We start from the raw sequence: 24,184 nt of genomic DNA, 5'->3' as shown, positions 1-24,184 counted from the left end.
TCGTCATTTTTCTTCTTGCCTTATGGATAAGAAATTCATTAGATTCATATCATATCGAAGAGAAAAATAAACAAAATTCACCGTTCAAAAATCAGAACAGCGCGATTTTGCGGAAAACCGGAGATTTATTCTTACAAAAGTTCGGAGTTTGTCTTGTTTATTTTTTAATCCCTGCATTGCCGCAAAAAAACGGCAATATTTTTGTTTTTATTCATAAGGAGGAGCATAAGATAAAAACAGCCGAAAATAGCGTCTGTTTTTATCTTTAAAAGTTTGCGTTGCAAACTTTCTTATCATCGGTTGTTTCTCACTTCGTTGCGAAACAACTTAAAAAGTCAATCCTAAAACTGAAGTTTTAATCTTGACTTTTTATAGGAGGAAAAAATGAACAAAGCAAAAACATCACTTCGCGTCGCAGAGCTCGACACACTTTCTGACGTTCTTGTGCGCCTTTACAAGGACTATTCTTCTGACGCTGACGGAACTATGGCGGAAGACGCAAATCTAAAGGCTGTGATGACAGACGTTGAAAGCCTTTCAGCGGCCCTGACAACGGCAATCAAAAGCGACAAGGTTACAAGCAGCCTTGACGAGGCAGACATCGCAAGGGACGAGGCTGTCAGAAGCCTTTCTGACGCGCTGAACGGCTACGCGGCTCTTCCTATTCCTGAGAAAAAGGCCGCGGCGCAGAACCTTCTCGCAATTTTCCAAAAATACGGAAAGTCAATAACCACAAAGAACTACGCGGAAGAATCATCTTTGATTGAAAGCCTTCTTGAAGACCTCAGCGCAGCGGATGCAAAAGCGAATGTCGAAACTCTTGAAGGCGTCGGCGAGATTATAAAAAACCTTAGAAGCGCGCAGGACAACTTCAACAAAGCGAACGATGAATTTACCCACGCAAGCGTGACAAAAGGGCAAAGCGCGAGCAGCGTGAAAAAGCCGCTTCTTGAAGTCTTGAACACAAGGCTTGTTCCATATCTTTCAGCTGTCGCTTTATCTGGCGGCTACAAGGAATTCGCCCTAAAATGCGGCGCGGAAATAGACAAGGCTAACGCCGCTGTAACCGGCAGAAAAAAATAAAATATAACTCAAACAGAAAAGGCGGAATCCCGATAACAGGATTCCGCCTTTTTTCTATCAAAAAATAAAAAAATGCCGCCTCTTGCAAAAGTTTGTTTTCTTTTAGGGCAGGCAAATTTTTTAACTTTTTGAACAAAACTTATATTAAACCGGATATTCGCCGTTAAAGCAGCCCTTGCAAAAACTGTCTCCGCCCAAAGCCTTTATCATTCCGTCCAGACTTATAAACGCAAGAGTATCCGCTCCAATTTCCTTGCAAATTTCATCGACCTCATGCATGCTCGAAATCAGCTCGTTTTTGCTTGGAGTGTCGATTCCCAAATGGCACGGAAATTTTACTGGCGGCGAGCTTACCCTAAAATGGACTTCCTTTGCGCCAGCCCTTCTCAAAATCTGAACAAGCCGCCTGCTTGTGGTTCCGCGGACAATAGAATCATCAATTACAACGACTTTTTTTCCGCGCAAATCGCTCGAAATCGCATTCAGCTTTACAAAAACCATATTTTCGCGTTCTTTTTGCGTCGGCGCAATAAAGGTGCGTCCAATATATTTATTCTTGACAATTCCAGTCACATAAGGAATTCCGCTCGCTTTTGAATATCCCATCGCGGCGCCAATTCCGCTGTCTGGAACTCCAACGACAACATCAGCCTCGACAAAACTTTCAAGGGCAAGAGCCTGTCCCATTCTGTACCGCGCTTCCTGGACAGGAATTCCATCAATAACGCTGTCCGGTCTTGAAAAATAAACATATTCAAAAACGCATGTTTGCTTACGGTTTTTTACATCAATTGAGGAGGAATGAATTCCGTCTTTATTGATAATAATAATTTCTCCAGGCTTAATGTCGCGGATAAGTTCTCCATTCACCGAATCAATCGCGCAGCTTTCGCTTGCAAGAATATAACCGCCCGGCTTGCCGTCAACTTCAGGCAATTTTCCAAGGCACAAAGGGCGAATTCCGTTCGGGTCGCGCACGCCAATTAAAGAATCCTGGGTCAAAATGCACAAGGCATACGAACCTTTTATAAGCTGCATCGTTCCGTGAATCGCATTTTCGATTCCTTTTTTGTACGAACGCGCAATCAATTTTAAAATAACTTCAGTGTCGCTTGTCGAATTAAAAGTGCTTCCCGAATCTTCGAGCATTTCGCGCAAGGGCTCATAATTTACGAGCTGACCGTTGTGGGCCAGGGCAATCGAACCAAGCTTAAAGCTGTTCAGCATCGGCTGGGCATTTTCAATCGTCCGTCCGCCAGCCGTTGCATAGCGCACATGTCCAATCGCAATTCTTCCCTTCAATTCTTCAAAATCTTCTTTATGAAAAACGTCGCCGACAAGCCCCATTTCTTTTTTCAATTTTAAAGTCTGCCCGTCGCTAGCGACAATTCCTGCGCTTTCCTGACCTCTATGCTGCAAACTTACAAGCGCAAAATACGCCATCGAAGAAGCAGTCGAGTCACTTTCGAGATTTTCCGGCCTGAATATTCCACAGACGCCACATTCATCTTTTAATCCCATTTTAAAACTCCAGTTTTTGGGCGGCTTTTGTTTCGCTTTGCTGCACAAAATCGGGTGCTTCAGGGTTCCGGCTTTTCGCCTCCAATATTTTTGCTCTGGTTTCGCAAAGCTCAACCGCCGCAAAAACATCGCTTTCGCGCCCTTCCGCCCCCTGCCGCATTTTCTTACGCAGTAACTTTCTTAAAAGCGCTCATCACAGCGTCTTCGTAATTTTCTCCAGATTCTTCAGCCAGCCGAATTTCCGTCATCATTCTCAAATAGTCGTTTGGAATAATTTTCTTGAACTTCGGAATATAATTTTCCCATTCTTCAAGAATTTTCTTTGCCTTTTTAGAATCAGTTTCTTCGTAATGCTGCTCAATCAAATCTTTTAAAATTTCACAATCAGTTGTATTTCTGGCAACAGTTGTCTCATCGTCCAGATCATACATCGTTACCATTTCTTTGTTCAACCGTTTGTAAAGGTCGTGTTTTTCATCAAGAATATAGGCGACTCCGCCCGACATTCCTGCGCAAAGGTTTTTGCCGGTTTTTCCGAGAATCACTGCCATTCCTCCGGTCATATATTCAAGTCCGTGGTCGCCGCAGCCTTCAGAAACAACAGTTGCCCCGGAATTCCGCACGCAAAACCTTTCCCCGGCGACTCCGTTTATAAAACCTTTTCCGCTCGTTGCTCCAAAAAATGCGACATTTCCGACAATAACGTTTTCATCCGCCTCGCCTTCAAAATCTTCCGACGGCTGCACGGCAATTTTTCCGCCGCTAAGACCTTTTCCGACAGCATCGTTTGCATCTCCAGAAAGACGCAGTGTCAGTCCTTTTGGAATAAATGCTCCGAACGACTGTCCGGCTCCGCCCGTAAAATGAACAACATATCTGTCTTCTTCCAAAGAAATTCCGTATTTTTCCTGAATTACAGAACCTAAAATAGTTCCTGCGGTTCTGTCCGTGCACTGAACATCGTATTTGAGGGTCGTAAGCCGCGAATTGTCCATTACCGGCAAAAGTCTGAGCGCATCAATGCTAAATTCAAGAGATTCTTTTTCATCCTTGAGTTTTCCGTTTTCAAAATGTGTTTTCCAGGTATCGTCCGTGGGAGAAAGAATCCGGCTTATATCCAAAAGATTTGCCCTGCTAAATCCCTGTTTTTTCTTCAATTTGAGCAAATCTGTTCTTCCGACAAGCTCTTCGACTGAGCGAATTCCAAGTTTTGCCATAATTTCGCGAATTTCCTGGGCAACATAGCGCATAAAGTTTTCGACATACTCAGGTTTTCCAGGAAATTTTGCGCGAAGTTTCTCGTTCTGAGTCGCAACTCCAAACGGACAGGTGTCGAGATTGCAGACTCTGAGCATTTTACAGCCCATTACAATAAGAGGCGCAGTCGCAAAACCAAATTCTTCCGCGCCCAAAATTGCAGCAATTGCAACATCGCGGCCGTCCATAAGTTTTCCGTCAGTTTCGAGCCGGACAAGACCGCGCAAATTGTTCTGGATCAAAGTCTGATGAGTCTCTGCAAGTCCCATTTCCCACGGAAGTCCTGCATGATGAATAGAGCTTATCGGAGCAGCTCCAGTTCCGCCGTCATGACCAGAAATCAAAATAATCTGAGCGCCGGCCTTTGCAACGCCAGCCGCAATAGTTCCAACCCCGGCTTCGCTTACAAGTTTTACAGAAATATCAGCTTTTCTGTTTGCATTTTTCAAGTCGTAAATAAGCTGAGCCAAATCTTCAATCGAATAAATATCGTGATGAGGAGGAGGCGAAATCAAAGAAACTCCAGGAGTTGCGTAGCGGGTACGGGCAATCCACGGATAAACTTTTTTGCCCGGCAAATGTCCGCCTTCTCCCGGTTTTGCGCCCTGAGCACATTTTATTTGAATTTCTTTTGCAGAAAGCAAATATTCCTCAGTAACGCCAAAACGTCCAGAAGCAACCTGTTTTATTGCCGAAGAATATTCTGTTCCAAAACGGTCAGGATTTTCTCCGCCCTCACCAGAATTTGATTTTCCGTGCAAGCGGTTCATTGCAACAGCAAGACATTTATGCGCTTCTTCCGAAATTGAACCGTAACTCATTGCCCCAGTCTTAAAACGCTTTACAATTTCCTCAACGCTTTCAACTTCGCTTATGTCAACTGGCACAGCATTTTCAAAATCAAACTGAACCAAAGCGCGCAAAGTGTGAGGATGCGAACTGTCATCAACCATTGCCGAATAGGCCTTAAATTTTTCATAATCGCCAGACTGGCAGCTTTCCTGCAAAACTTTTATCAACTGTGGCGTAATCAAGTGGTCTTCGCAAGTTTCTCCAGCCTTGTATTTGTGCTCGCCGAGCATATCAAGTTTCATAAGACGGTTGTTTACAGTCAGCAGGTCTTCAAGTTTTTCTACGTAAGCAGAAGAATGACGGAAATTTATGTCCTCTTCGATTTCTTTTAAACCGATTCCGCCAATTCGGCTTACAGTGTTTGTAAAATATTTTTCGGTAAGTTCTTTAGAAATACCAACTGCTTCAAAAATTTGAGCCGACTGATACGACTGCAAGGTCGAAATTCCCATTTTTGCGGCAATTTTTACAATTCCGTTCATAATCGCCTTGTTGTAGTCGTCAATCGCAGTATGATAATCCTTGTCCAAAAGTTTTTTATCAATGAGTTCAGAAATACATTCGTGCGCAAGATAAGGATTTATAGCACGGGCGCCGTAACCAAGACACATTGCCGCCTGATGCACATCGCGAATTTCGCCAGATTCCAAAATTACAGAACAAAGAGTCCGTCTTTTTGTACGGATTAAATGCTGCTCAACTGCGCTAACTGCCAGCAAAGACGGAATTGCGGCATGGCTTTCGTCAACACCGCGGTCGCTCAAAATTACAATGTTAAAACCTTCGCCGTAAACTTTATCAATTTGTCCGCAAAGATTTTCAACCGCTTTTTCAAGAATTTTTCCGTCTGCAAGATGACTTTCCACATCTTTTGGAAAATCATAAAGCAGGCTTACTTTTGTCGCGCGCAAACCTTTTTGATTGAGCGCGCTGATTTTTAAAAGGTCAACTCCTGTCAAAATCGGGTTGTTTATTTCGAGAACATGGCAATTTTTTCCAGCAGGATGAAGAATATCTCCGTCAGAACCAACATAAACCGTCGTATCCGTCACGATTTTTTCGCGCAAAGAGTCAATCGGCGGATTTGTAACCTGAGCAAAAAGCTGCTTAAAATAATTGAACAGCGGCGGATGTTTTTCCGACATGACAGCAAGCGGAGTATCGATTCCCATAGCGCCAGTCGGTTCTACACCGTTTTTTGCCATTGGAAGAATCATTTCATTGACATCTTCCAAACACCAGCCAAAAGCCTTGTAAAGCTTGTCGCGCTCATCCTGAGTGCTTACAGGAATTTTTTTGTTCGGAATTTTAAGAGAATGAAGAGGAATAAGATTTTGACTAAGCCATTCGCCATAAGGAAATTTAGAGGCATACAAATCTTTAATTTCGTCATTAGAAATCAGTCGCTTTTTCTTCATATCAACAAGAAGAATTTTTCCAGGTTCAAGGCGGCTTTTAGTCACGATATTGCTTTCCGGAATATTCAAAACGCCGACTTCTGAAGAAAGAATCAGCATGTTGTCCTTTGTAATATAATACCGGCTCGGGCGCAGTCCGTTTCGGTCAAGGGTTGCGCCAAAAATTTCACCATCACTAAACAAAATCGCGGCAGGTCCGTCCCAAGGCTCCATCATCGTCGCCCAATAATGATAAAAATCTTTGCGTTCCTGGCTCAGCGAATTGTCATGTTTCCACGCCTGAGGAATACACATCAAAACCGCCTGCGGAAACTCCATTCCGTTCATTACATAATATTCGAGAGTATTGTCGAGCATTGCAGAATCCGAACCGCTCAGGTCAATTTCGCCGTTGCGGGCAAGCATGCGGTCTGCATTTCCGCGGATTGTGTTGATTTCACCGTTGTGCGCAATAAATCTGTTAGGATGAGCACGCTGCCAGCTAGGATTAGTGTTTGTCGAAAAACGCGAATGGACAATTCCCACGGCAGAAACATAATCGTCAGACAGAAGATCTCTGTAAAAAGTCCTCAACTGCTGAACCAAAAACATCCCTTTATAAACAATCGTCCTGCTCGAAAGCGAACAAATGTACGTTTTTGCAGGTTTTGAATCATTTTTTTCAAACGAACGTCTCAAACCGTATAAAAGCTTGTCAAAATCAAGCCCTTTTTTACACTCGACAGGCTTTTCAACAAATCCCTGAATAATCGTCGGCATACACTCAAGCGCTTTTTCGCCCAAAACATCGCTCAAAACAGGAACTTTTCTCCAGCCCAAAAATTTCAGTCCAAAAGCCGAACATTCCGCTTCAAAACGCGACTGTTCCGCTTCAACCTCTACCTCGTCCTGAGGAAAGAAAAATTGTCCTATTCCGTATTCGCCTTCATCACCAAGCACAATTCCTGCTTCGCCGGCAGTTTCCTTAAAAAAATCATGGCAAATCTGAAGCAAAATTCCAACACCGTCGCCGGTTTTTCCGGAAGCGTCCTTTCCAGCCCTGTGTTCAAGTTTTTCGACAATAGAAAGTGCCCTGTCAACGACTTTCCGGCTTTTTATTCCCTCAATGCTAACAACAGCGCCAATTCCACAGTTATCGTGTTCAAAAGAAGGTTCATAAAGTGTATTCATCTAATATTCTCCAGAATAAATTCTCCAAATTTTCGGGCGTCCCGGCACTGCGTGCCGTCGGGCTTTCCGGGGTTCCGCGGCAAAGCCGCTCCATTGCTAAACGCAACGGCTCCGCCGCCCCTCCAATCCCTGACGCAAGTGTATTCAAAAAAAATCAATATGCCTTGTCATGAACTCCGGCAATTGCGCGTCCGCTAGGTTCGTCCATATTTTTCCAAGCTTCGTCCCATTCAAGAGCCTTTGCTGTCGAACATGCGACTCCGGCTTCATGCGGAACAACTTTAGCGGCACTGTCGCTCGGAAAAAGCTTGCTGTAAATTTCGCGGTAATAATATTCTTCCTTTGTCTTAGGCGTATTAACCGGAAAACGATTTTCACGGCGTTCAAATTCAGCATCGCTTATCTTTTCTTCTGTCAGTTTTTTAAGGGTGTCAATCCAGTTATATCCAACACCGTCAGAAAACTGTTCTTTCTGACGCCAGCAAATTTCTGCAGGAAGCATATCTTCAAAAGCCTTTCGCAAAATCCATTTTTCCATTCTCTGTTTTCCGTCCAAAAGGCGGATATTCATTTTGTCAGCCGGATTTAAGCGCATTGCAATATCAATAAATTCCTTGTCCAAAAACGGGACACGGCCTTCAACTCCCCAGGCCATAAGCGATTTATTCGCGCGCAAACAGTCATAAAGGTGCAGTTTGCTCATTTTGCGTACGAGTTCTTCATGAAACTCTTTGGCGTTCGGCGCCTTATGAAAATACAAGTATCCGCCAAAAAGCTCATCGCTTCCTTCGCCGCTCAAAACCATTTTTATTCCCATAGCCTTTATTGCGCGGGCAAGCAGATACATTGGAGTCGAAGCACGGACAGTCGTAATGTCATAAGTTTCAATGTGGTAAATCACATCTTCCAAAGCATCCAAAGCTTCCTGAATCGTAAAGTGAATTTCGTGATGAATCGTTCCAATGTAATCAGCCGCTTTTTTTGCAGCAATCAAATCCGGAGAACCTTCAAGCCCAATCGCAAAAGAATGCAGCTGCGGCCACCAAGCTTCTTCCTTCGAGCCAGTTTCTATGCGTTTTTTTGAATATTTTTGAGTAATTGCGGCAATAATAGATGAGTCCAAACCGCCAGAAAGCAAAACTCCATAAGGAACGTCAGACATAAGCTGTTTTTTTACTGCTGCTTCAAGTCCGTTACGCAAATTTTCAATAATTGCAGGATTTATAACTTCGCCCTTTTCGTTCGTAGCCTTAGGATTGTCCTTTACATTGTCAAAACTTTCCCAGTCGCGTTTATACCAGCGCACAATTTTTTTGTCTGGCGAATACAAATAGCATCCGTTCGGAAATTCTTCGATTGTCTGACATTCGCCTTCCAAAGCCTTTAGTTCGGACGCAACAAAATATCTTCCCTGCTTGTCCCAGCCCTGATACAAAGGAATTACACCAATTTCGTCACGAGAAACCAAATAGACATCCTTTTCAGAATCATAAAGCGCAAAAGCAAAAATTCCAGAAAGTCTTTCTATCATCTCAGAAAAATTTTTTCCGTTCGCAACACATTCCTTGTAAAGAGGGATTATAACTTCGCAGTCCGACATTGTTTTAAAATTATACTTTCCCTTGAATTCTTCGCGAATTTCTTGATGGTTGTAAATTTCGCCGTTTACAGCAAGAATAATTTTTCCATCATCGCTTACAAGCGGCTGTTTTCCAGAAAAAGGGTCTACAATTGCAAGCCTTTCGTGGCTCAAAATCGCATTGTCCCCAGTGTAAACGCCAGTCCAATCCGGTCCACGATGCCGAATCGTTCTCGACATATCAAGAACCTGTTTTCTAAGCTGTTCCTTAAGACCTTCATCAATCGGCTGAGAGCCGGAATTTAAATCAAATGCACCTACAAATCCACACATAGACACCTCCAGTAAAAGCCGCCTTTCAAAAAAAATGACTTTTGTTTTTCTGGTTAAAAATAAAAAGGCCGTAGACATTTTTCTAAAAACTAGAAAATTATCTACGGCCTCTTTGCCTTAGCAGTTTTATATTACAAAATTGAATATTTTTTGGCAAGTGCACAAAATTTTTATGCAATTTTTAGTTATGCCCGCTGTCAAAACCGCAAAACATCTTCATCAAGTCCACAATTTCTTTTGTTTCTTTGACAGTTTTTTGGTTCAATTTTACTTCGCTCAAAGCCTTTTCAACATTTTTGCCCATTTGAGGAGCAATTCCTGTCGTATGGCGGACATATTCTGTGCTTAAAGACGGATCATCGCGTTCTATAAGCACAACAGTCGAATCATCTTCTTCCAAAAACTCACGGCGTTTTTTTATCGCGGCATACGCTCCAGAAGTGTTTTTGTCCGCAAAAATTGAATATTTCATAAAAAGTTCACGGCAGGCTTCGTCGGTTTCAAAATCGCTTACATCTGCAGGATAAACAAAATTTTTGAGCATGAGGCTGTTGCGGCTAAAAATATCTTCAAGCCGTTCAAGATTGGAAGGGCTTGCAGGATCTGAGCGGGAACGCTTTTCAAAAGGAACCATATCGTCAGGCACGGAACAAAGCCCTGTAGGATCGAGCACAAGACTTGCAGTTGTCGGGCAGATAAATCCATTCACAGGCAAACTCAAGCGCCAGCTGTAAAGCCCTGCAACAAGGTTGCTGTAATTTCCGCAAGGCATTGCATAATAAATGTCGGAATAAACTTCTTTTTTTAACCGGGTAAAAGCGTACGGATAAAAAAACAGCTGTGGCATAAGGCGGCCGATATTTGCTGTGTTTGCAACGGTAAGATGAAAGTTTTCGACCAGCTGTCTGTCGTCGAAAATCTCCCTTACAATTTTGTGGCAGTCGGCTTCTGTTCCGTCAACTTCGACAGGAAGAATATTGCCTCCGTTCCAGACAAAATCGCTTTCTTCAAGACCGCGGACCATGCCTTTTGGATAAACCAAAACCGCTTTTACATGCTTTTTTCCGCGCAAAAACTGAGCAAGGCTTGCTCCAAGCTCGCCGACAGTCGCATCCAGAAAAGTCGAAAAACCGCCGTTCAATGCGTGGATTGTTTCGATGCAGTTTACAAGAAACGAAATTCCAAAGTCCTTATGGCTTCCAGTCGGAGTATTGTAAAGTTTTAACGAATAAAATCTTTCGTCTATTTTTTTTACTTCCGGCGTAAAAGTAAACGCTTTTGAGGCTATCGTTTCGCAAATAATCGGAGAGAATTCGTCATTTATGCAGGCAGAAGTCAAAGTTCCTGCAATATTTGCAAACGAAGTGTTAGAATCCGCATATAAAATCCACCGTCTTAAATCCGCCGTAATTTCAGGAACATAAAGTCCGCCGTCAGAAGGCAGGCAGTCCAATACAGCTTTTTCAAAATCGGCAGAATTCTTTGAATTTCTAGTGCTGACAAATTTCATTTTTTCTCCCAAAAATTTACAAATGTGGCAAGGATTGTATGGGCGGCGAAGCCGTTGTCGGCTGCTTGCAACCGGTAATGCAGGCGAAAGCCGGAACCCAGAAAAGCCTGATTTTTGCGCAGCAAAAAGCCACACAAAAAAAAAGCTACTTTAACTGAAGTTTTGCAAAAACCCTTGCTGTATTCACAATATAACGCAAATCGCCGGCAGTATCAGTATCGTTATAACGCGTAAATTTTCCAAAAAGCTCGTCGCGAAGTCCAATCCGCACTTTTTTTGAAACAGGAACTTCTACGCTTGCAGACAAAAGCCCGAAAAATTCCCAGCCTGTGCTGCAAAAACTCTGAAGCTGATTTTTAAAGTCGTACATTGCGTAACCTCTAAAATCAAGACCGCAGGCAAATCCATTTTCCGCCGCATATTTTAATTTTAAAACAGATTCAAAACCTACAGTATCGTTGTATCCGCAAGAAACTCCATCCGGCTCAGGAATAACCTTGCGCTGATAATAATAAAAATCTGTATTTCCAAGCAAAATTCCTGCAAGCATTGCCTGCCACTCAAAAGCTCTGTCCTCGCCGTTAAAACGCTGCTTAAACGCAAAACCCGGAGCAAGCGAAGAAAAAACATACAACGACTGCCAGTCAAAATCGTAGAGCATTACGGCGCCGACAGAAGTATCGACATTTTGACCTAAGTCCAGCTCGCGCGCAAAGAACATTCCGTCCGAAAGAATGCGGATGTCGTAGAATAATTTTTCGTCAACATCTTCGTAAGCGCAGTATGAGCCTTTTCCAGAGCCTTTTCCGATTCCGCCTTGAACTTCCAGCGTAAACTGGTCATAAGGACGGTTTGAATCGTGGCGGTACGGATCGTTGTACTCAACCTTAAACTCAACCATTCCAAAAAGAGGAAATGCTTCGTGCTCAGGATATTCATATTTTTTGTCTTTAAGGTGAACTCCTGCATTTACGTTTCCAATATCAACGCCGAGCGACAAACTGTGAATATGTCCTCCAGTCTTTTTTGGCTTGATTCCCCAAAGATATTCAGTCCAAAGCCGCTGAGGGTTTATCGCGATTTTTAAAAGCGAATTGATTTCTTCCGCCTCAATGCTCAGACGGTAGAACATTTCACCGACAGCAAACGAACCAACGCTCGTAAAAACCATGTCGTTTTTTGAAGGCGCATTTGTTTCGCAAAGATACTCCCAAGTATAAGAACCAAGAGCCGTAATCAAAAACGACTCAAGCTGATTTAAATTTGAACCGCGGGAAGCCATATAATACATAGAACCCTGATAAGGATGCAGAAAAAAGTTTGTCCAATACCAGTCGCGGTCCCAGGACATCTCCCGCTCCCAAAAGTGATTCCATTCGTCCCAGCCTGTTTTTGCCCAGTTTGAACCAATCATATAACGGTTCCATGTTGCAAGCAGAACGTTAAATCCGAGCGCGCCAGTCAAGGCAACAAAAGGATGTTTTCTTTCATTCCATTCACCAGTCCAGCCGCCAAAAAACGGAGTTTCCTCATCACTCAAAACAGAAGCGCTAAAAACAATTTCTCCATCATAAACCGCATTTTCTGCATTTTGAGCCGGCAAAAGAGAAGCCATAACAAAAAAAAGACAAGCTCCAAAAACAAATTTTGAACTTTTCATACAAAATCCTTACAAATTATATTGATTTTAAGTTTAGCAAAAATTAAATAAAAGTTAAATTTAGATTTTTTTTTATTTTGGACGGCATTTTAGAAAAAAGTCTCATCCGCCTGTTTTTAACATTTATCAACTCAAAAACCGGCTGCTATGGATTCCGCTTCCGCTACATTCAGGACGGCATTTTCACAAATGCCGTCCTGAACTAAAGTCCGCCGCATCCGGCGTACATTGGCTTTTATTTTTTTATAAAAAAGATGCTGTGCTTACAAAAAAAATTGCCCGACAAGTCGGGCAATTTTTGGGCCATCCAAGACTTGAACTTGGGTAAGACCCGGCTTATAAGGCCGGCGCTACAACCAGCTTAGCTAATGGCCCTGGTTGTAGAGGCTTATGACCTGATACTTTTTTGATTATATCAAAAAACAGCGGTTGCCGTCAATTAAGCAAGCCCAAAACTCGCAAAAATTTACCAGAAGAGTTTTTCGTCATCAATTTCCCGGTCGGAATAAATTCCTTTTATGCAGACTTTTTCTGCCAAAACTTTGTATTCGCTCCAGCTGTCCTTTATTTTTAAAAGTGCCATAACAAAAAGCCGGCAAACACAGTATGCTCCGTCGCAGCGCAAATGGCTGTCGTCGCTTTTTCCGTCAGGATAGTTCTCAAAAATTCCGGCGTCAAAATTCATAAAAAAACGGCGACTATTTTCTTTTCCGCATTTTTCAAAATATTCTGTCGAAAGAGCCGTAAGGTCAATGCAGGGAATTTTTAATTCGGCGGCGGTTTCTAAAATCGCAGTCGGATAAAGTCCGTGGCTGTTTTCTATTTTATTTTCAGAAACAAATTTTCGTCTTGCTACAGGCGTCAAAAAAATTGGCTTTACACCTTTTTTTTCTAGTTCTTTAGCCATAAAACTTAAGTTTTTTCTAAATTCCCCGCCTTTTTCTGGAGAAGCATAGCGCTCCGGATCATTTGATTTTTCGTCATTATGGGCAAACTGAATTAAAGCAAAATCGCCTGGCTGCGCCTGCTCCAAAACTTTTTTGAACCGGCCTTCGGCAATAAAACTCTTTGAACTTCTTCCGTTGCGCGCAAAATTCAAAATTTGAGTTCCGGTTTCAAAAAATCTGTCCAACAACTGAACCCAGCCTGTCTGAGGATAAGAAGTCCAGTCGTTGTACTGCATTATGCTGTCGCCCAAACACAAAATCCGCATTTTATTCTACCGTAACGCTCTTTGCAAGATTGCGCGGCATATCAGGGTTAAGACCTTTTTGAACAGCGCAATAATAAGCAAAAAGCTGAGCTGGAATTACAGAAATTATCGAAGCCAAGTCGTTTTCACATTCTGGGATCTGAATTGTCGTATCAGCACAGTTTTTAAAAGCTCCGCTGCAATCCTGAGTAATTACAAGAGTTGCGGCTCCACGGGCTTTTACTTCGAGAATATTAGATGCAATTTTTTCATAAAGAGCAGGTTCCGTCGCAAGCGCAACAACCAAAGTAGAATTATCAACAAGAGCGATCGGCCCATGCTTTAGTTCTCCGGCTGCGAATGCTTCGCTGTGCATGTAGCTTACTTCTTTTAATTTGAGCGCGCATTCCATTGAAGAAGCGCTGTCGAACAGTCGTCCAATATAAAATATTTTTTCTTTATTGAACTGTTCGGACGCAAATTTTTGGATTACCGGCTGATTTTCTACAATCTGCTTTGCTTTTTCAGGAATTTCTTCAAGCTGTTTTAAAAGCTTTAAATAATCGTCTTTTGCAATCGTTCCCCGGACTTCGCCCATTTTGATTGCAAGCAAGTAAAGGCACATCAACTGTGTCGTATAAGCTTTTGTCGAAGCAACTGCGATTTCCGGACCTGCCCATGTGTAAATAACACGGTCTGCTTCGCGGCTTACGCTCGAACCGACAGTATTTGTAATTGCAATAACTTTTGCGCCGCATTTTTTAGCAATTCTCAAAGCTTCGAGAGTGTCGGCTGTTTCGCCAGACTGGCTTATTACAATAAAAATATCGTCCTTTTTTAAAATCGGGTTTCTGTAGCGGAATTCTGAAGCGGCGTCCACAACAACAGGAATTCTTGCAAATTTTTCAAATGCGTAACGGCCAACCATTCCTGCATAAGAAGCAGTTCCGCAGGCAGTGATTACGATTCGTCCGGCATTTTTCCAGTTTTCATCAAAATCGAATTCATCAAACTTTATATCCACAGGAACATTATTCTCGATTACAAGGCGCGGACGCAAAGTGTCTGTCAGGGCTTTTGGCTGCTCGTGAATTTCTTTAAGCATAAAGTGAGCATAACCGTCTTTTTTTGCGGCAGACAAATCCCATTCAACATGCGAAGGTTTTCTTATGATTTTTTCGCCGTCTTCGTTGAATAAATCAACATGGTCTGCATAAAGAACGGCAACTTCTTTTTGCTCAAGATAATAAACTTCGCGGGTATATTCAAGAATTGCAGGAACATCGCTCGCTATAAAATTTTCACCATTGCCAACACCGACAATCAGAGGACAATCTTTTCGCGCGGCAATAACTCTGTCTGGAAAATCCTTGCACACAACACCGAGCGCATAACTTCCTTCAAGTTTTTTAAGAGCCTGCAAAACTGCATAAAAAATGTCCTTTTTTTGTTCGTAATAATAATTTATAAGATGTGCGACAACTTCTGTATCTGTCTGGCTTTTAAATACAACGCCCTGACTCTGAAGCCAGTTCTTGATTTTTGCATAATTTTCGATAATTCCATTGTGAACTACGGCAATTGTTCCGCTTACGTTTGTGTGCGGATGAGCGTTTAAATCACTTGGCTCTCCGTGAGTTGCCCAGCGAGTGTGTCCAATTCCGATATTTCCTTTTACAAAATCAGCTGTTTTTTCAATTTGACGCTCATATTCAGCTTCGGCTTTTTCACATTCTTCCTTTGACAAATTTTTAGAATCTTTTACAACTTCGCCTGTAATTTTTTCAACAAGATACTTGATTGCGCCTTTTGCCTTGCGAACGATTATGTCATCGTTTCCCAAAACAGCAATTCCTGCAGAATCGTATCCACGATACTCAAGTTTTTTTAAAGCATTTATAAGAATCGGAGTCGCATTTTTTTCTCCAACATAACCAACAATTCCACACATAACAATCCCCCGTAAAAAAAACCGCTATAAAAATAGCGGTTCAATAATATCGAAAATATGTAATTTAAACAATGGAATCCAATGCTTTTACAACGGTTTCATCATACAAATTCGTCTTTGCAAGCAACTCTTCGATAGCAGTTTCCTTGTCTTTTATCTGACGGTAATTGCGCCGGCTTATGAGGGAATTGTAACTTTCCACAACGTGAATGATTTTTGCAATCTGTGGAATTTCATCTTCCTTTAAGCCGTTTGGATAACCTGAACCGTCTTCATTTTCGTGATGGCTGCTGGCCGCATCTTCAAAAATCTGCATATATTTTTTTGGAACAAAGTCAAAATATTCAGCAGAATTTGAAACGTGGGTTTTAAGCTCATCTTTCTGTTCTTCAGTCAAATTTGCACTAGAAAGAACTTCTTCTGGAACAGACAAAAAACCTGCATCGTAAACCATAGACGCGCAGAAATAAACCATCGCAGTATTTTGGTTTAAGCCGAGGGCAATAGAAAGTTTGTAAACCAATTCGCTTACGTTCTTTGAGTTGTTTTTTCGGCGGCTTACGCTGTCAATTTTAGAACCGAGCTCTTCGCACTTTATAGCAAGAATTTTTAATTCTTCCTTGTCTTCTTCGCTCATTTCTGGAGCCGGAAGCGCGTCAACTCCCCATCGGCTGCTTCCTGCAGAACGAAGTCCCGGACCTCCAAGCCTCTGCAAATCCGTAACATTTCCGAGAAGCAGCTGGCTGTTTTGCTGCGTCATTCCCTGAACAAGCTTTAAAGTTTCCGTAAACTGCATTGACTGACGGGCACTTGCTTTTGCTGCAGCGCGAATTGCGAGAACTACAACTATAAATACAAAAACAAGGACAATGCAGATAATCAAAACAGCAATTAAAACCATATGATTTGATTTTGCACTCTGTTTTGAAGCTTCGGACATATTTTCACCGAGCTCTACGATTGAGTTCATTACGGATTCCTGGCTTTTCTGCATTGCGTCCATAAAAGAAGACTGGCTTTTTCTATGTTCTTCAAGCTGATTTTGATACATTTTAAGCTGCTCTTCACGTTCGGCTTTTTGCGCGGCTTCTTTTTTTGCCTGAAGCTCCGCTTCCTGCTGAGCATAAATCGCCTTTACTTTTTGCTGGGTTGCGCTGTCTGCAATTACAGGATATTTTTCAAGATTTGCAGTCACATCGCCAAATTTTGAATAATCTCCTGACGATTTTATGCCGTCCAAAACCTTTGAATATATCTGTGTCGCAATAAGAGCGGCATTTGCCGGAATTCCGGAAGATTCATTCAATTTTAAAACCGCATTTATTGTTTTATAAGCATCGTTGTACTGAGCATTTTCATACTGAGTATTTGCCCTTTCAAGATAACGTTTTGTAAGTTCAGCTGTTCCCGACTGGGCAAAAACCGAAACTGCTGTAAAAATCAACGCAACAAATGAACAAACTTTTTTAATTTTTAACATTTCCTACTCCAATCGAAATAATTCCTTTTGCACGGTTATCGATTCCTTCATCCTTTATAAAAAGCGTATCAACAAGTCCGAGTTTTAAACCGATTCTTGTTCTTTCGTTTTCAGTAAGCGGGAGCATTACAGAAAAACCTGCTTCCATACTGGATTTTAAATCATCGTACGCAAAATGACCTAAATAATAGTCATAATACATATCAACTGCGGTCGAACCAAGCATCATATTGAAAAGGCCAATTCCAAAAACTGGAGAGAAAAATGTTTCTACAGAACCTGTTTCGACCTCTGTCTGGGCGCCAAGCCCTTGAACAGCCGCTCCAACGCGAAGGAAGAAATTTTTGTTAAACGACGGGAAAGAAATCATCGGGACAAATTTTCCTGTGCTGATTATTTCCTGCTCTCCAGCGCCGAGCGTAAGCATTTCAAAATCTGCAAAAACTTCACCGCCGGCAATATACTCTTCAGTTTTATAGAAAAGATTTGCTCCAAAAGAAAGTCCGTATTTTAGGCTTGAATAACTGTCAGGTTTTGTTACGCTCTGGAAAAGCACATCGGCAATTCCAATGCTCACGTTCCAGTCAATCGATGAAAAAGCTTTTTCCTGATTTATGTAAATTGAAGTTCCTGACGCTGTATTTACACTAGAATAAGTGTCAGATTTTGCAATTTTTGCTTTCGTACGTTCGTTCAAAACGGCAAGTCTTTCTGCTTCCATCCGAAGGCGGTTTTCTTCTGCGCGGCGAGCCGCTTCTTCGCTCAAAATTGCGCGGTCAATATACGAATATAAGTCAACGGCATCAAAATTTTCGAGATTATTGTCAATTACGGCAAGAGTAGCATCGCGCGCAAACTCAAGGTTATTTTCAACAACATATTGTCTTGTCTTTTTTAAAGTGTAAGCCTCGTAAAGGTAATAGTCTTTTGAAGATGAATATTTTTCAAGAACTTTTGAAATATTTTCCGGCGACTGTTCAACAAATGCTAAATCAATCTGAGCATAAACAGAATCAAGCGATTCCTGCGAAAATAAAAATTCCGATCCAAAAATAAAAATGCCGGCAAAGGCGCAAAATTTGAATATTTTTTTTACAGATTTTTTCATGTAAAAATCCTCTCTGATAGATTATTCAATTTTAACACTCAGATTGCGTTAGCGTCAAATAATAGGTTGGGTTTTAATCACATTCGCCCAGATAATCTTGTCAAAATCCACCGCATTTGCCTGCAAAAAATCATTTTCCGACACAAAAATGGCTAAAAATCGAACCCAAAACATCGTCCGGCGTAACTTCGCCCGTTACCTCGCCAAGACTGTCCAAAGAATCTTCCAAATCCTGAACTACAGCGTCAAGACCATAAGTTTCGTCCTTGGCAATTTCCAGAGCATGTTCAATCCTTTCAAGAGCCTGCTCCACGCTCTTTTTCTGCCGTTCCGAACCAAGTCCAGTTTTTTCACTTTTTACAGTCGAATCATTCAGAATCGTCTTTTTTACAAGATTTGTAAGTTCTCCAATTCCAATTCCTTTTTTTGCAGAAATTTTTACAGAGCCTTTTATTCCTTCAGAAGCCAAAACTTCTTCAAAAGATTTTTCATTTCCGCCTGTCAAATCCATTTTATTGAATACGACAATCACCGGAATATTTTTGTTTTTTTCTAAAAATTTTTTATCATCGTCCAGAACGCCTTTGGAAGAATCCACAAGATAAAGAACTAAATCCGCATTTGAAGCCAAATCTTCGGTCAGTTCTACGCCTTTTGCTTCTATTATATCATCTGTCTTTCTAAGTCCGGCAGTGTCAAAAAGCCTGGCAGGAATTCCGTCAAAACTTACCCAGCTTTCAATCCAGTCGCGGGTTGTGCCTTCAATGTCGCTTACAATCGAACGATCTTCCTTCAAAAGCGCGTTAAAAAGTGAAGATTTTCCGGCATTTGTTTTTCCAGCTAGAACAATTCTTGCCCCGTCCTGGTAAATTTTTTCGCTTTTCCATGAAGAAGCAAGCTCGCAAAGACGGTCGCGGGCATTTTCGAGCATTTTCGGGTCAAAACTGTCGGCAATAGTTTCTTCGTCTTCCGGATATTCAATATCAACTTCGATTGCGGCAAGGGTGTCCGTCACAAGAGTTTTTATTGAATCAATTTCTTCAAAAAGCGAACCGCTCAGTCTTCCAGCGGCACGGGAACGGCTGTCGCTGGTTTTAGAATCAATTATTTCGCGAACCGCTTCCGCTTTTGTAAGATCCGACTTGCCGTTTATATAAGCCCTAAAAGTAAATTCGCCTTTTTCTGCCTGACGAAAACCATTTTTTAAGAGCGTTTCAAAAACTGCATTTACAACAGAAACTCCGCCATGACAGGAAATTTCGCACATATCTTCGCCAGTAAAACTTTTTGGAGCGCGAAAAACAGAAATCAAAACCTCGTCAATTTTTTCTGCATTTTCTTCCTCAGATTCTGTATTTTTGTCCAAAATCCAGCCGTAGACGATGGAATTTCCACCGGCTTCTTTTAAGGCCTTTGGTCTTGAGAAAATTTCTGCAATTTTTTCGATACAGTTTTTTCCGCTTGCACGGACAATGCCGAGAGCAGCAGGAGCAAGAGCTGTCGCAATTGCCGCAACCGGTTCATCTAAATTATATCTCGCGTTTGTCAATTTCGTATGCCTGCCAGAGTTTTTTTATGTCGCCAATCGAAGGAAATCCTCCTCCTTTTTTTCCTTCTTTTCCTGCAAGTTCATTTTTTCCGCTGTCCATAATAAATTCGCTTACAGCCTTGTTTTGCAATTTTTCTATATTTTCAAAAGTTTCTATATTTTCTGGATAAAGCAGATTTTTGTTTCCAAGAGCCGGTTTCCTGTATTCTTTTGAGGCTTCGGCTGCAGTTCCGTTATAAGCAGAATTTCCAACATCCGGCAAAATATCGTCGTAGCGGCCAATATTGTTCCAGTACATATATCCACGGTCAACACTGTCGCGCACGCCAAAAATTTGTTTTTGAACATATTCCTGGCCATACCACTGACGGTCATACCGCACATTCAGATAAAAAGCCTGAACCCACGGTCTTATAATAATTCTGTTTCTGCCGATTACAGTGTTTCGGTAAGTTCCGTAATAATAAATTCTGTAAGGCCGTTCAGAATAAGGAGCGTAATCCAAAAAGTTTTGCTCAAAATGACTCGGATAGAACATAGGACAGATTATATCCACATATTCCGAAAGCTGCTCAACGTCCTGCCCAGTTCTAGTTCCTGAACGATACCAGCCGTTTGCGCCGTAAATATCAATTCCAATCGGAGCGTCAATATTTTTTCTGGCATAAGCAAGATAAGAAAGAAGGGCCGATTCCTTGTCCATGCCTTTCTCCTTCCAGCGGAAAACCGCATTTGCCATATTGCGTCCGTCTGTCGGAAAACGGATATAGTCAAACTGAATTTCATCAAATCCGCCGGCAATCAGTTCACGCGCAATCCGCACATTGTAATCCCAAACTTCAGGAGAATACGGATCGACCCAATTCTCGTCATAATATGCCGTTTTCTGACCAATAACATTTCCGTCTTCATCGGTTATATCTTCAAAACCACGAGTTCCAACCCACGCCTTGTTTAAAGTTTTGTCCCAAACCGCATATTTTCCACCTGCATACTGACTTAGATTTTTGTCCTTAAAAACAACAATTCGCGCAATCAGATAAATTCCGTCTTTTTTCATTTCCGAGACAAAATGCTCTAAATCTATATGGTATCTCGAAATATAACCTTTTTCGATTACAACAGGATCTTTCGCATCGTAACGCAAAAGTCCATAGTCATCTTTCATGTCGATTACAAGACTGTCAAGCTTATTGCCAAGGATAATTTTTTTGTATTTGTCGATTCCAGCCTGAGTTGTCACATGGTTTGCCGGACAGTAAATTGAGCGGCGGTTCAACGCTTTCTGCGCATACTGGTTTGTGCAAAGTTCAGGTTTTAAAAGCCAGAGCTCGCTCAAAGAAATTCCTTCGGAAAGATTTTTTTCGTCAGGAATCCATGCTGAATAAAGAGTGTCGTTCGGCGCAATCGCAGAAAATGTTTTTTTCCACGTATAATAACTCTGAGGAATAGAACCAAGTCCTTGGTTTTGCGGAGAATACGAAGCCACTTCGCCCGGACGGGTATACAAAAGTTCATTTCCGTCCCAAAAAAGACCGTCAATCGTGTCAGCCGGCTCTTTTCCGCTATAAAGAAGTTCCGCCCGTTTTGTCTGCCAATTGAATCTATAAAGCCTTGGCAAAAAAGTCTGGCTCACATAAATCTCAGTAGACGAAGTTCCATCAGAATTTTTTAAAACAACCGGACAAATATCAGCAATTTCGTCAGGATAAGTCTGCCCCTTCATATTGTCAAAACCGCCATTGCAATCTTTCCAGACAGGTTTTGCGCTCTGCGGCTGAATATACGAAAAACCAAAAATCGGATGAGATTCAAAAACCGTAAGAACGCCGCCAACCGTACAAACCGCAACAGCCTTAATTCCAGAAGTCGCGCTGCTCATCGACCCAAGGCTTTTCCAGTTTAATCCGCCGTCATAAGTTATATAAACGCGGTCTTTCGTTGCAGTCACGAGAATCTGAGAGTTTTCAGGATGAACTTCCAAATCCTTTAGCTGCGCAGGCCTGTCCACAAAAGAAACCTGATCCAAATTCACTTCCTTCATTTTCAAAAACGGAAGTCCATTATTGCGATATTCAAAATTCTGCAAATCAGAAGAAGTCAAAATTCCACGGCTTGTCAAAAAATACCAGCGCGGGCCGTTTTTTTCAGCCTCGTTTTTTAAAAGGCCAGAATCCGAATTTTGTTCCGTCAAAATATTTTTTTCAGCTAAATCATTTTGTTCCGCCAAATTCTGTTCAGTTTGCCGCGTGCGGATAATTTTTAAAACTTTTCCTTCGTTCCAAATCGGAATCGCCGTTTTAGTCGAAGTAATTCTGTAAAGACCGCTCGCAGCGCCAGCAATCACGCCGCCAGCCTTTGCAGTTTCAACAGTCTGAGCCGAAGTTTCCGGCAATTTGTAAATATCTTTAGACGATTGAGAAGAAGCCACACACGACGAAAATAAAATAATAGAACTAATCAGTAATGAATATACGCGCATATCTTGAGTATCGGCACAAAACCTTAAAAGTTGAATTTAGAATTTTTTGGGCGTCCCCCGCTTCGCGGGTCGCTACGACCGCAGTTCCGGCTTTCGCCTCCATTCGCAAGCGAACGGCTGCGCCGCTGCTATCATCGCTGACGCATAAATTTTTCAGGCAAAACTTCCGGTTTACAATAAAATTTATTCAGATTATTCAAACTGCCCGAATTTTATTTTTGCGGCTAATTCCTGAGCAAGCTCATCTTTTTGCTTTTTTGAAAGAGCAACTTCGCGGCTCAAGCCGGCAAGAGGCGCATTTGTCGCGGCAACCCAATAACGAACGTCGTCCGCCTGGCGGTCAGGAGTCCTGCACTGGGCAAAAACTGGAGCAAGTCCGGTCGCACGGCTCAATTCTTCCTGTCCAGAATCCGAATTAAGATATTCTATTAAAAGCGTATTCAGTTTGTTTTTTTTCTGCGGAACCGCATAAATTATTTCTGCCGTAAAACTGCGTTCGCCCGGAGCCTTTTCCGACGGAAAGTAAATCGTAGAAAAACGTTCAATTGTGCGGTTTTCGACAGTCCTGTGCTGGCTGAGCGGCATAAAAACCATTGCGGCAAGCCTTGCCTGCAAAAATGCATTGACATCTTTTTGAGAAAGATTAAAAACATCGCGGTTTAAAAGTCCGGCATTGTACCATTTTGAGAGCTGCTTTGCGGAAGCATAGAGAGGAGCATTGTAACTTCCGCACAACTGCTCTGCAACTTCCGAAACCTTCCATCCTTTGTTTTTTGCATGTTCAATAATTTCAACCGCCTTTTTATATTCTCCTGCGCCGTCAAAAGCCTCGGTCAAGGCGCCTAAAAAGTCGAGCATTACATCAGAATCTTTTCCGGCAAAAACAACCGGATAATCAAGTTTTTTTTTCTGAATTTTTAGGAATTTATCAATATCGCTCCAAGTTGCAATCGCGTTCATTCCAGAGGTTTTAAAAGAAGAAGTATTAATTGAAATTTCAAAATTTCCAGTAAGCAAAGGAAGAGCGCTCACAGTTCCAGGATTTTCTCCCATAATTGCGGACATTTTTATAGAGGAAGTCATTTTTTGCAAGGAATTTTCAGAAACAGCCGCTTTTTTAGAAGCCCCCTCTGCCGCTGTTTTTACAGAATTTCCGCTGACAGTAAAAAGCAATTCCGGCTTTTTTCCAAGAAAAAAGTGACTTTCAAGAGTTTTTGAAGAATCAAAGGTTTTAAACTCAAATTGCTGCCCGGCCTTTTTGTTCCAGTTCTCGATAACGCTGCAAATTGATTTTTGAACAGCTGGCTCAATTCCATAAAAGCCAATCACAGGTTTTGAAAAAAGATTTACCGCACAAAAAATGCAAATCAAAGCAAAAACAACAGCGAGGCCTGCAAAAATTACAGCCATTTTATATTTTTTTAAAATTTCAGAAACTTTTTTCATTCTTAACCCCTGACCAGTTTTGCCGCCAGACAAAATATTTAAATTTCAATATTTTATCTGACAAGCCTATAAAACAATATATTTAAAATTCGACAAAAATTAAAGCCTGGTTAACCTATTTTCAAATTCTTTAAAACGTAAAAAAAAAGAATAAAAAGGAGGCGCACAAATTACGCACAAACGGCTATCCGAGGCTCCGGCGTCACAGCGCCTACGGTGCAAGCACCCGCAAAGCGGCCTCTACTATCCGGCGCACAATTCCTTACAAAAAAAATACCGGCCTCCATTTTTGCAGAAAGCCGGTATTAGAAAATAAATTTTAGCGAAAATTATTTCTCGCTCTTTAAGAACACAACGTCCATGCGGCCAGTGTTAAAGCCGACTACAGCGTCACATTCGGCCATTGAAACTCCGTCTTCTTTTACAATTTCACCTTCTTTCCAACCAGCTGCCTTTCCTTCAACATAGACAAGCTCGCCGCCACTTACATAATGATTTCCGCCATAAACAACAGCAGGAACAATCTGAACGTCCCAAAGGCTCTCTGTGTTTCCATTGCCAGTGTCAACATTGCGGAGAAGCGCGTATTTTAC

At 41.8% G+C, this 24,184-nt stretch carries 14 protein-coding genes and 1 tRNA gene; 1 reads left to right on the top strand and 14 read right to left on the bottom strand.

Annotated elements, in window-relative coordinates; all coding sequences use genetic code 11:
• Positions 1-384 precede the first annotated feature (384 nt).
• Positions 385-1,083, top strand: a complete 699-nt coding sequence (locus B4N75_RS00610) for a DUF6261 family protein (protein WP_296706317.1) — start codon at positions 385-387, stop codon at positions 1,081-1,083.
• Positions 1,084-1,227: 144 nt separating this feature from the next.
• Here the strand turns inward: B4N75_RS00610 and purF are convergent, their stop codons facing one another.
• The 14 genes from purF to B4N75_RS00540 form a co-directional block, all read right to left on the bottom strand.
• Complete coding sequence (gene purF, locus B4N75_RS00605; RefSeq protein ID WP_296018450.1) at positions 1,228-2,604, bottom strand: amidophosphoribosyltransferase; 1,377 nt, start codon at positions 2,602-2,604, stop codon at positions 1,228-1,230.
• A 164-nt stretch (positions 2,605-2,768) separates the two neighbouring features.
• A complete protein-coding gene (gene gltB / locus B4N75_RS00600) occupies positions 2,769-7,301 on the bottom strand; it encodes a glutamate synthase large subunit (RefSeq protein ID WP_296706315.1) in 4,533 nt (1,510 codons plus the stop codon).
• 154 nt (positions 7,302-7,455) lie between these two features.
• The gene (gene asnB, locus B4N75_RS00595) at positions 7,456-9,213 is read right to left on the bottom strand and encodes an asparagine synthase B (protein ID WP_296018460.1); all 1,758 of its coding nucleotides are present in this window, start codon (positions 9,211-9,213) and stop codon (positions 7,456-7,458) included.
• Between the two features lie 181 nt (positions 9,214-9,394).
• On the bottom strand, positions 9,395-10,723 hold the full coding sequence (locus B4N75_RS00590) for a pyridoxal-phosphate dependent enzyme (protein WP_296706313.1): 1,329 nt from the start codon (positions 10,721-10,723) through the stop codon (positions 9,395-9,397).
• 145 nt (positions 10,724-10,868) lie between these two features.
• The gene (locus B4N75_RS00585) at positions 10,869-12,383 is read right to left on the bottom strand and encodes a DUF3943 domain-containing protein (RefSeq protein ID WP_296668697.1); all 1,515 of its coding nucleotides are present in this window, start codon (positions 12,381-12,383) and stop codon (positions 10,869-10,871) included.
• Positions 12,384-12,682: 299 nt separating this feature from the next.
• Positions 12,683-12,758 (bottom strand) — tRNA-Ile (locus B4N75_RS00580).
• Between the two features lie 91 nt (positions 12,759-12,849).
• Positions 12,850-13,596 carry a rhamnogalacturonan acetylesterase gene (locus B4N75_RS00575; RefSeq protein ID WP_296668695.1) on the bottom strand — a complete coding sequence of 249 codons (747 nt, stop codon included), beginning with the start codon at positions 13,594-13,596 and terminating at the stop codon, positions 12,850-12,852.
• 1 nt (position 13,597) lies between these two features.
• Positions 13,598-15,526, bottom strand: coding sequence for a glutamine--fructose-6-phosphate transaminase (isomerizing) (gene glmS / locus B4N75_RS00570; protein ID WP_296706311.1), 1,929 nt, complete (start codon positions 15,524-15,526; stop codon positions 13,598-13,600).
• Positions 15,527-15,590: 64 nt separating this feature from the next.
• Positions 15,591-17,006 carry an HD domain-containing phosphohydrolase gene (locus B4N75_RS00565; protein WP_296018498.1) on the bottom strand — a complete coding sequence of 472 codons (1,416 nt, stop codon included), beginning with the start codon at positions 17,004-17,006 and terminating at the stop codon, positions 15,591-15,593.
• Complete coding sequence (locus B4N75_RS00560) at positions 16,993-18,114, bottom strand: hypothetical protein (RefSeq protein ID WP_296706309.1); 1,122 nt, start codon at positions 18,112-18,114, stop codon at positions 16,993-16,995. The genes B4N75_RS00565 and B4N75_RS00560 overlap by 14 nt, the downstream gene beginning before the upstream one ends.
• A 130-nt stretch (positions 18,115-18,244) precedes the next feature.
• Positions 18,245-19,663 (bottom strand): tRNA uridine-5-carboxymethylaminomethyl(34) synthesis GTPase MnmE, encoded by a 1,419-nt coding sequence (gene mnmE, locus B4N75_RS00555; protein ID WP_296018508.1) that lies wholly within the window; start codon positions 19,661-19,663, stop codon positions 18,245-18,247.
• Positions 19,644-22,094 carry a putative glycoside hydrolase gene (locus tag B4N75_RS00550; protein ID WP_296706308.1) on the bottom strand — a complete coding sequence of 817 codons (2,451 nt, stop codon included), beginning with the start codon at positions 22,092-22,094 and terminating at the stop codon, positions 19,644-19,646. Before B4N75_RS00550 ends, mnmE begins: the two co-directional genes overlap by 20 nt.
• A gap of 243 nt (positions 22,095-22,337) precedes the next feature.
• Positions 22,338-23,591: an extracellular solute-binding protein gene (locus B4N75_RS00545; RefSeq protein WP_296706306.1), complete on the bottom strand. Its 1,254-nt coding sequence runs from the start codon at positions 23,589-23,591 to the stop codon at positions 22,338-22,340.
• Between the two features lie 329 nt (positions 23,592-23,920).
• The coding region (locus B4N75_RS00540) for a hypothetical protein (RefSeq protein WP_296706304.1) at positions 23,921-24,184 on the bottom strand (264 nt) is incomplete at its 5' end.

This window comes from Treponema sp. UBA7570 (assembly GCA_002477955.1).
Taxonomy (GTDB): Bacteria; Spirochaetota; Spirochaetia; order Treponematales; family Treponemataceae; genus Treponema_D.
This window is presented reverse-complemented; position numbering and strand designations above follow the sequence as displayed.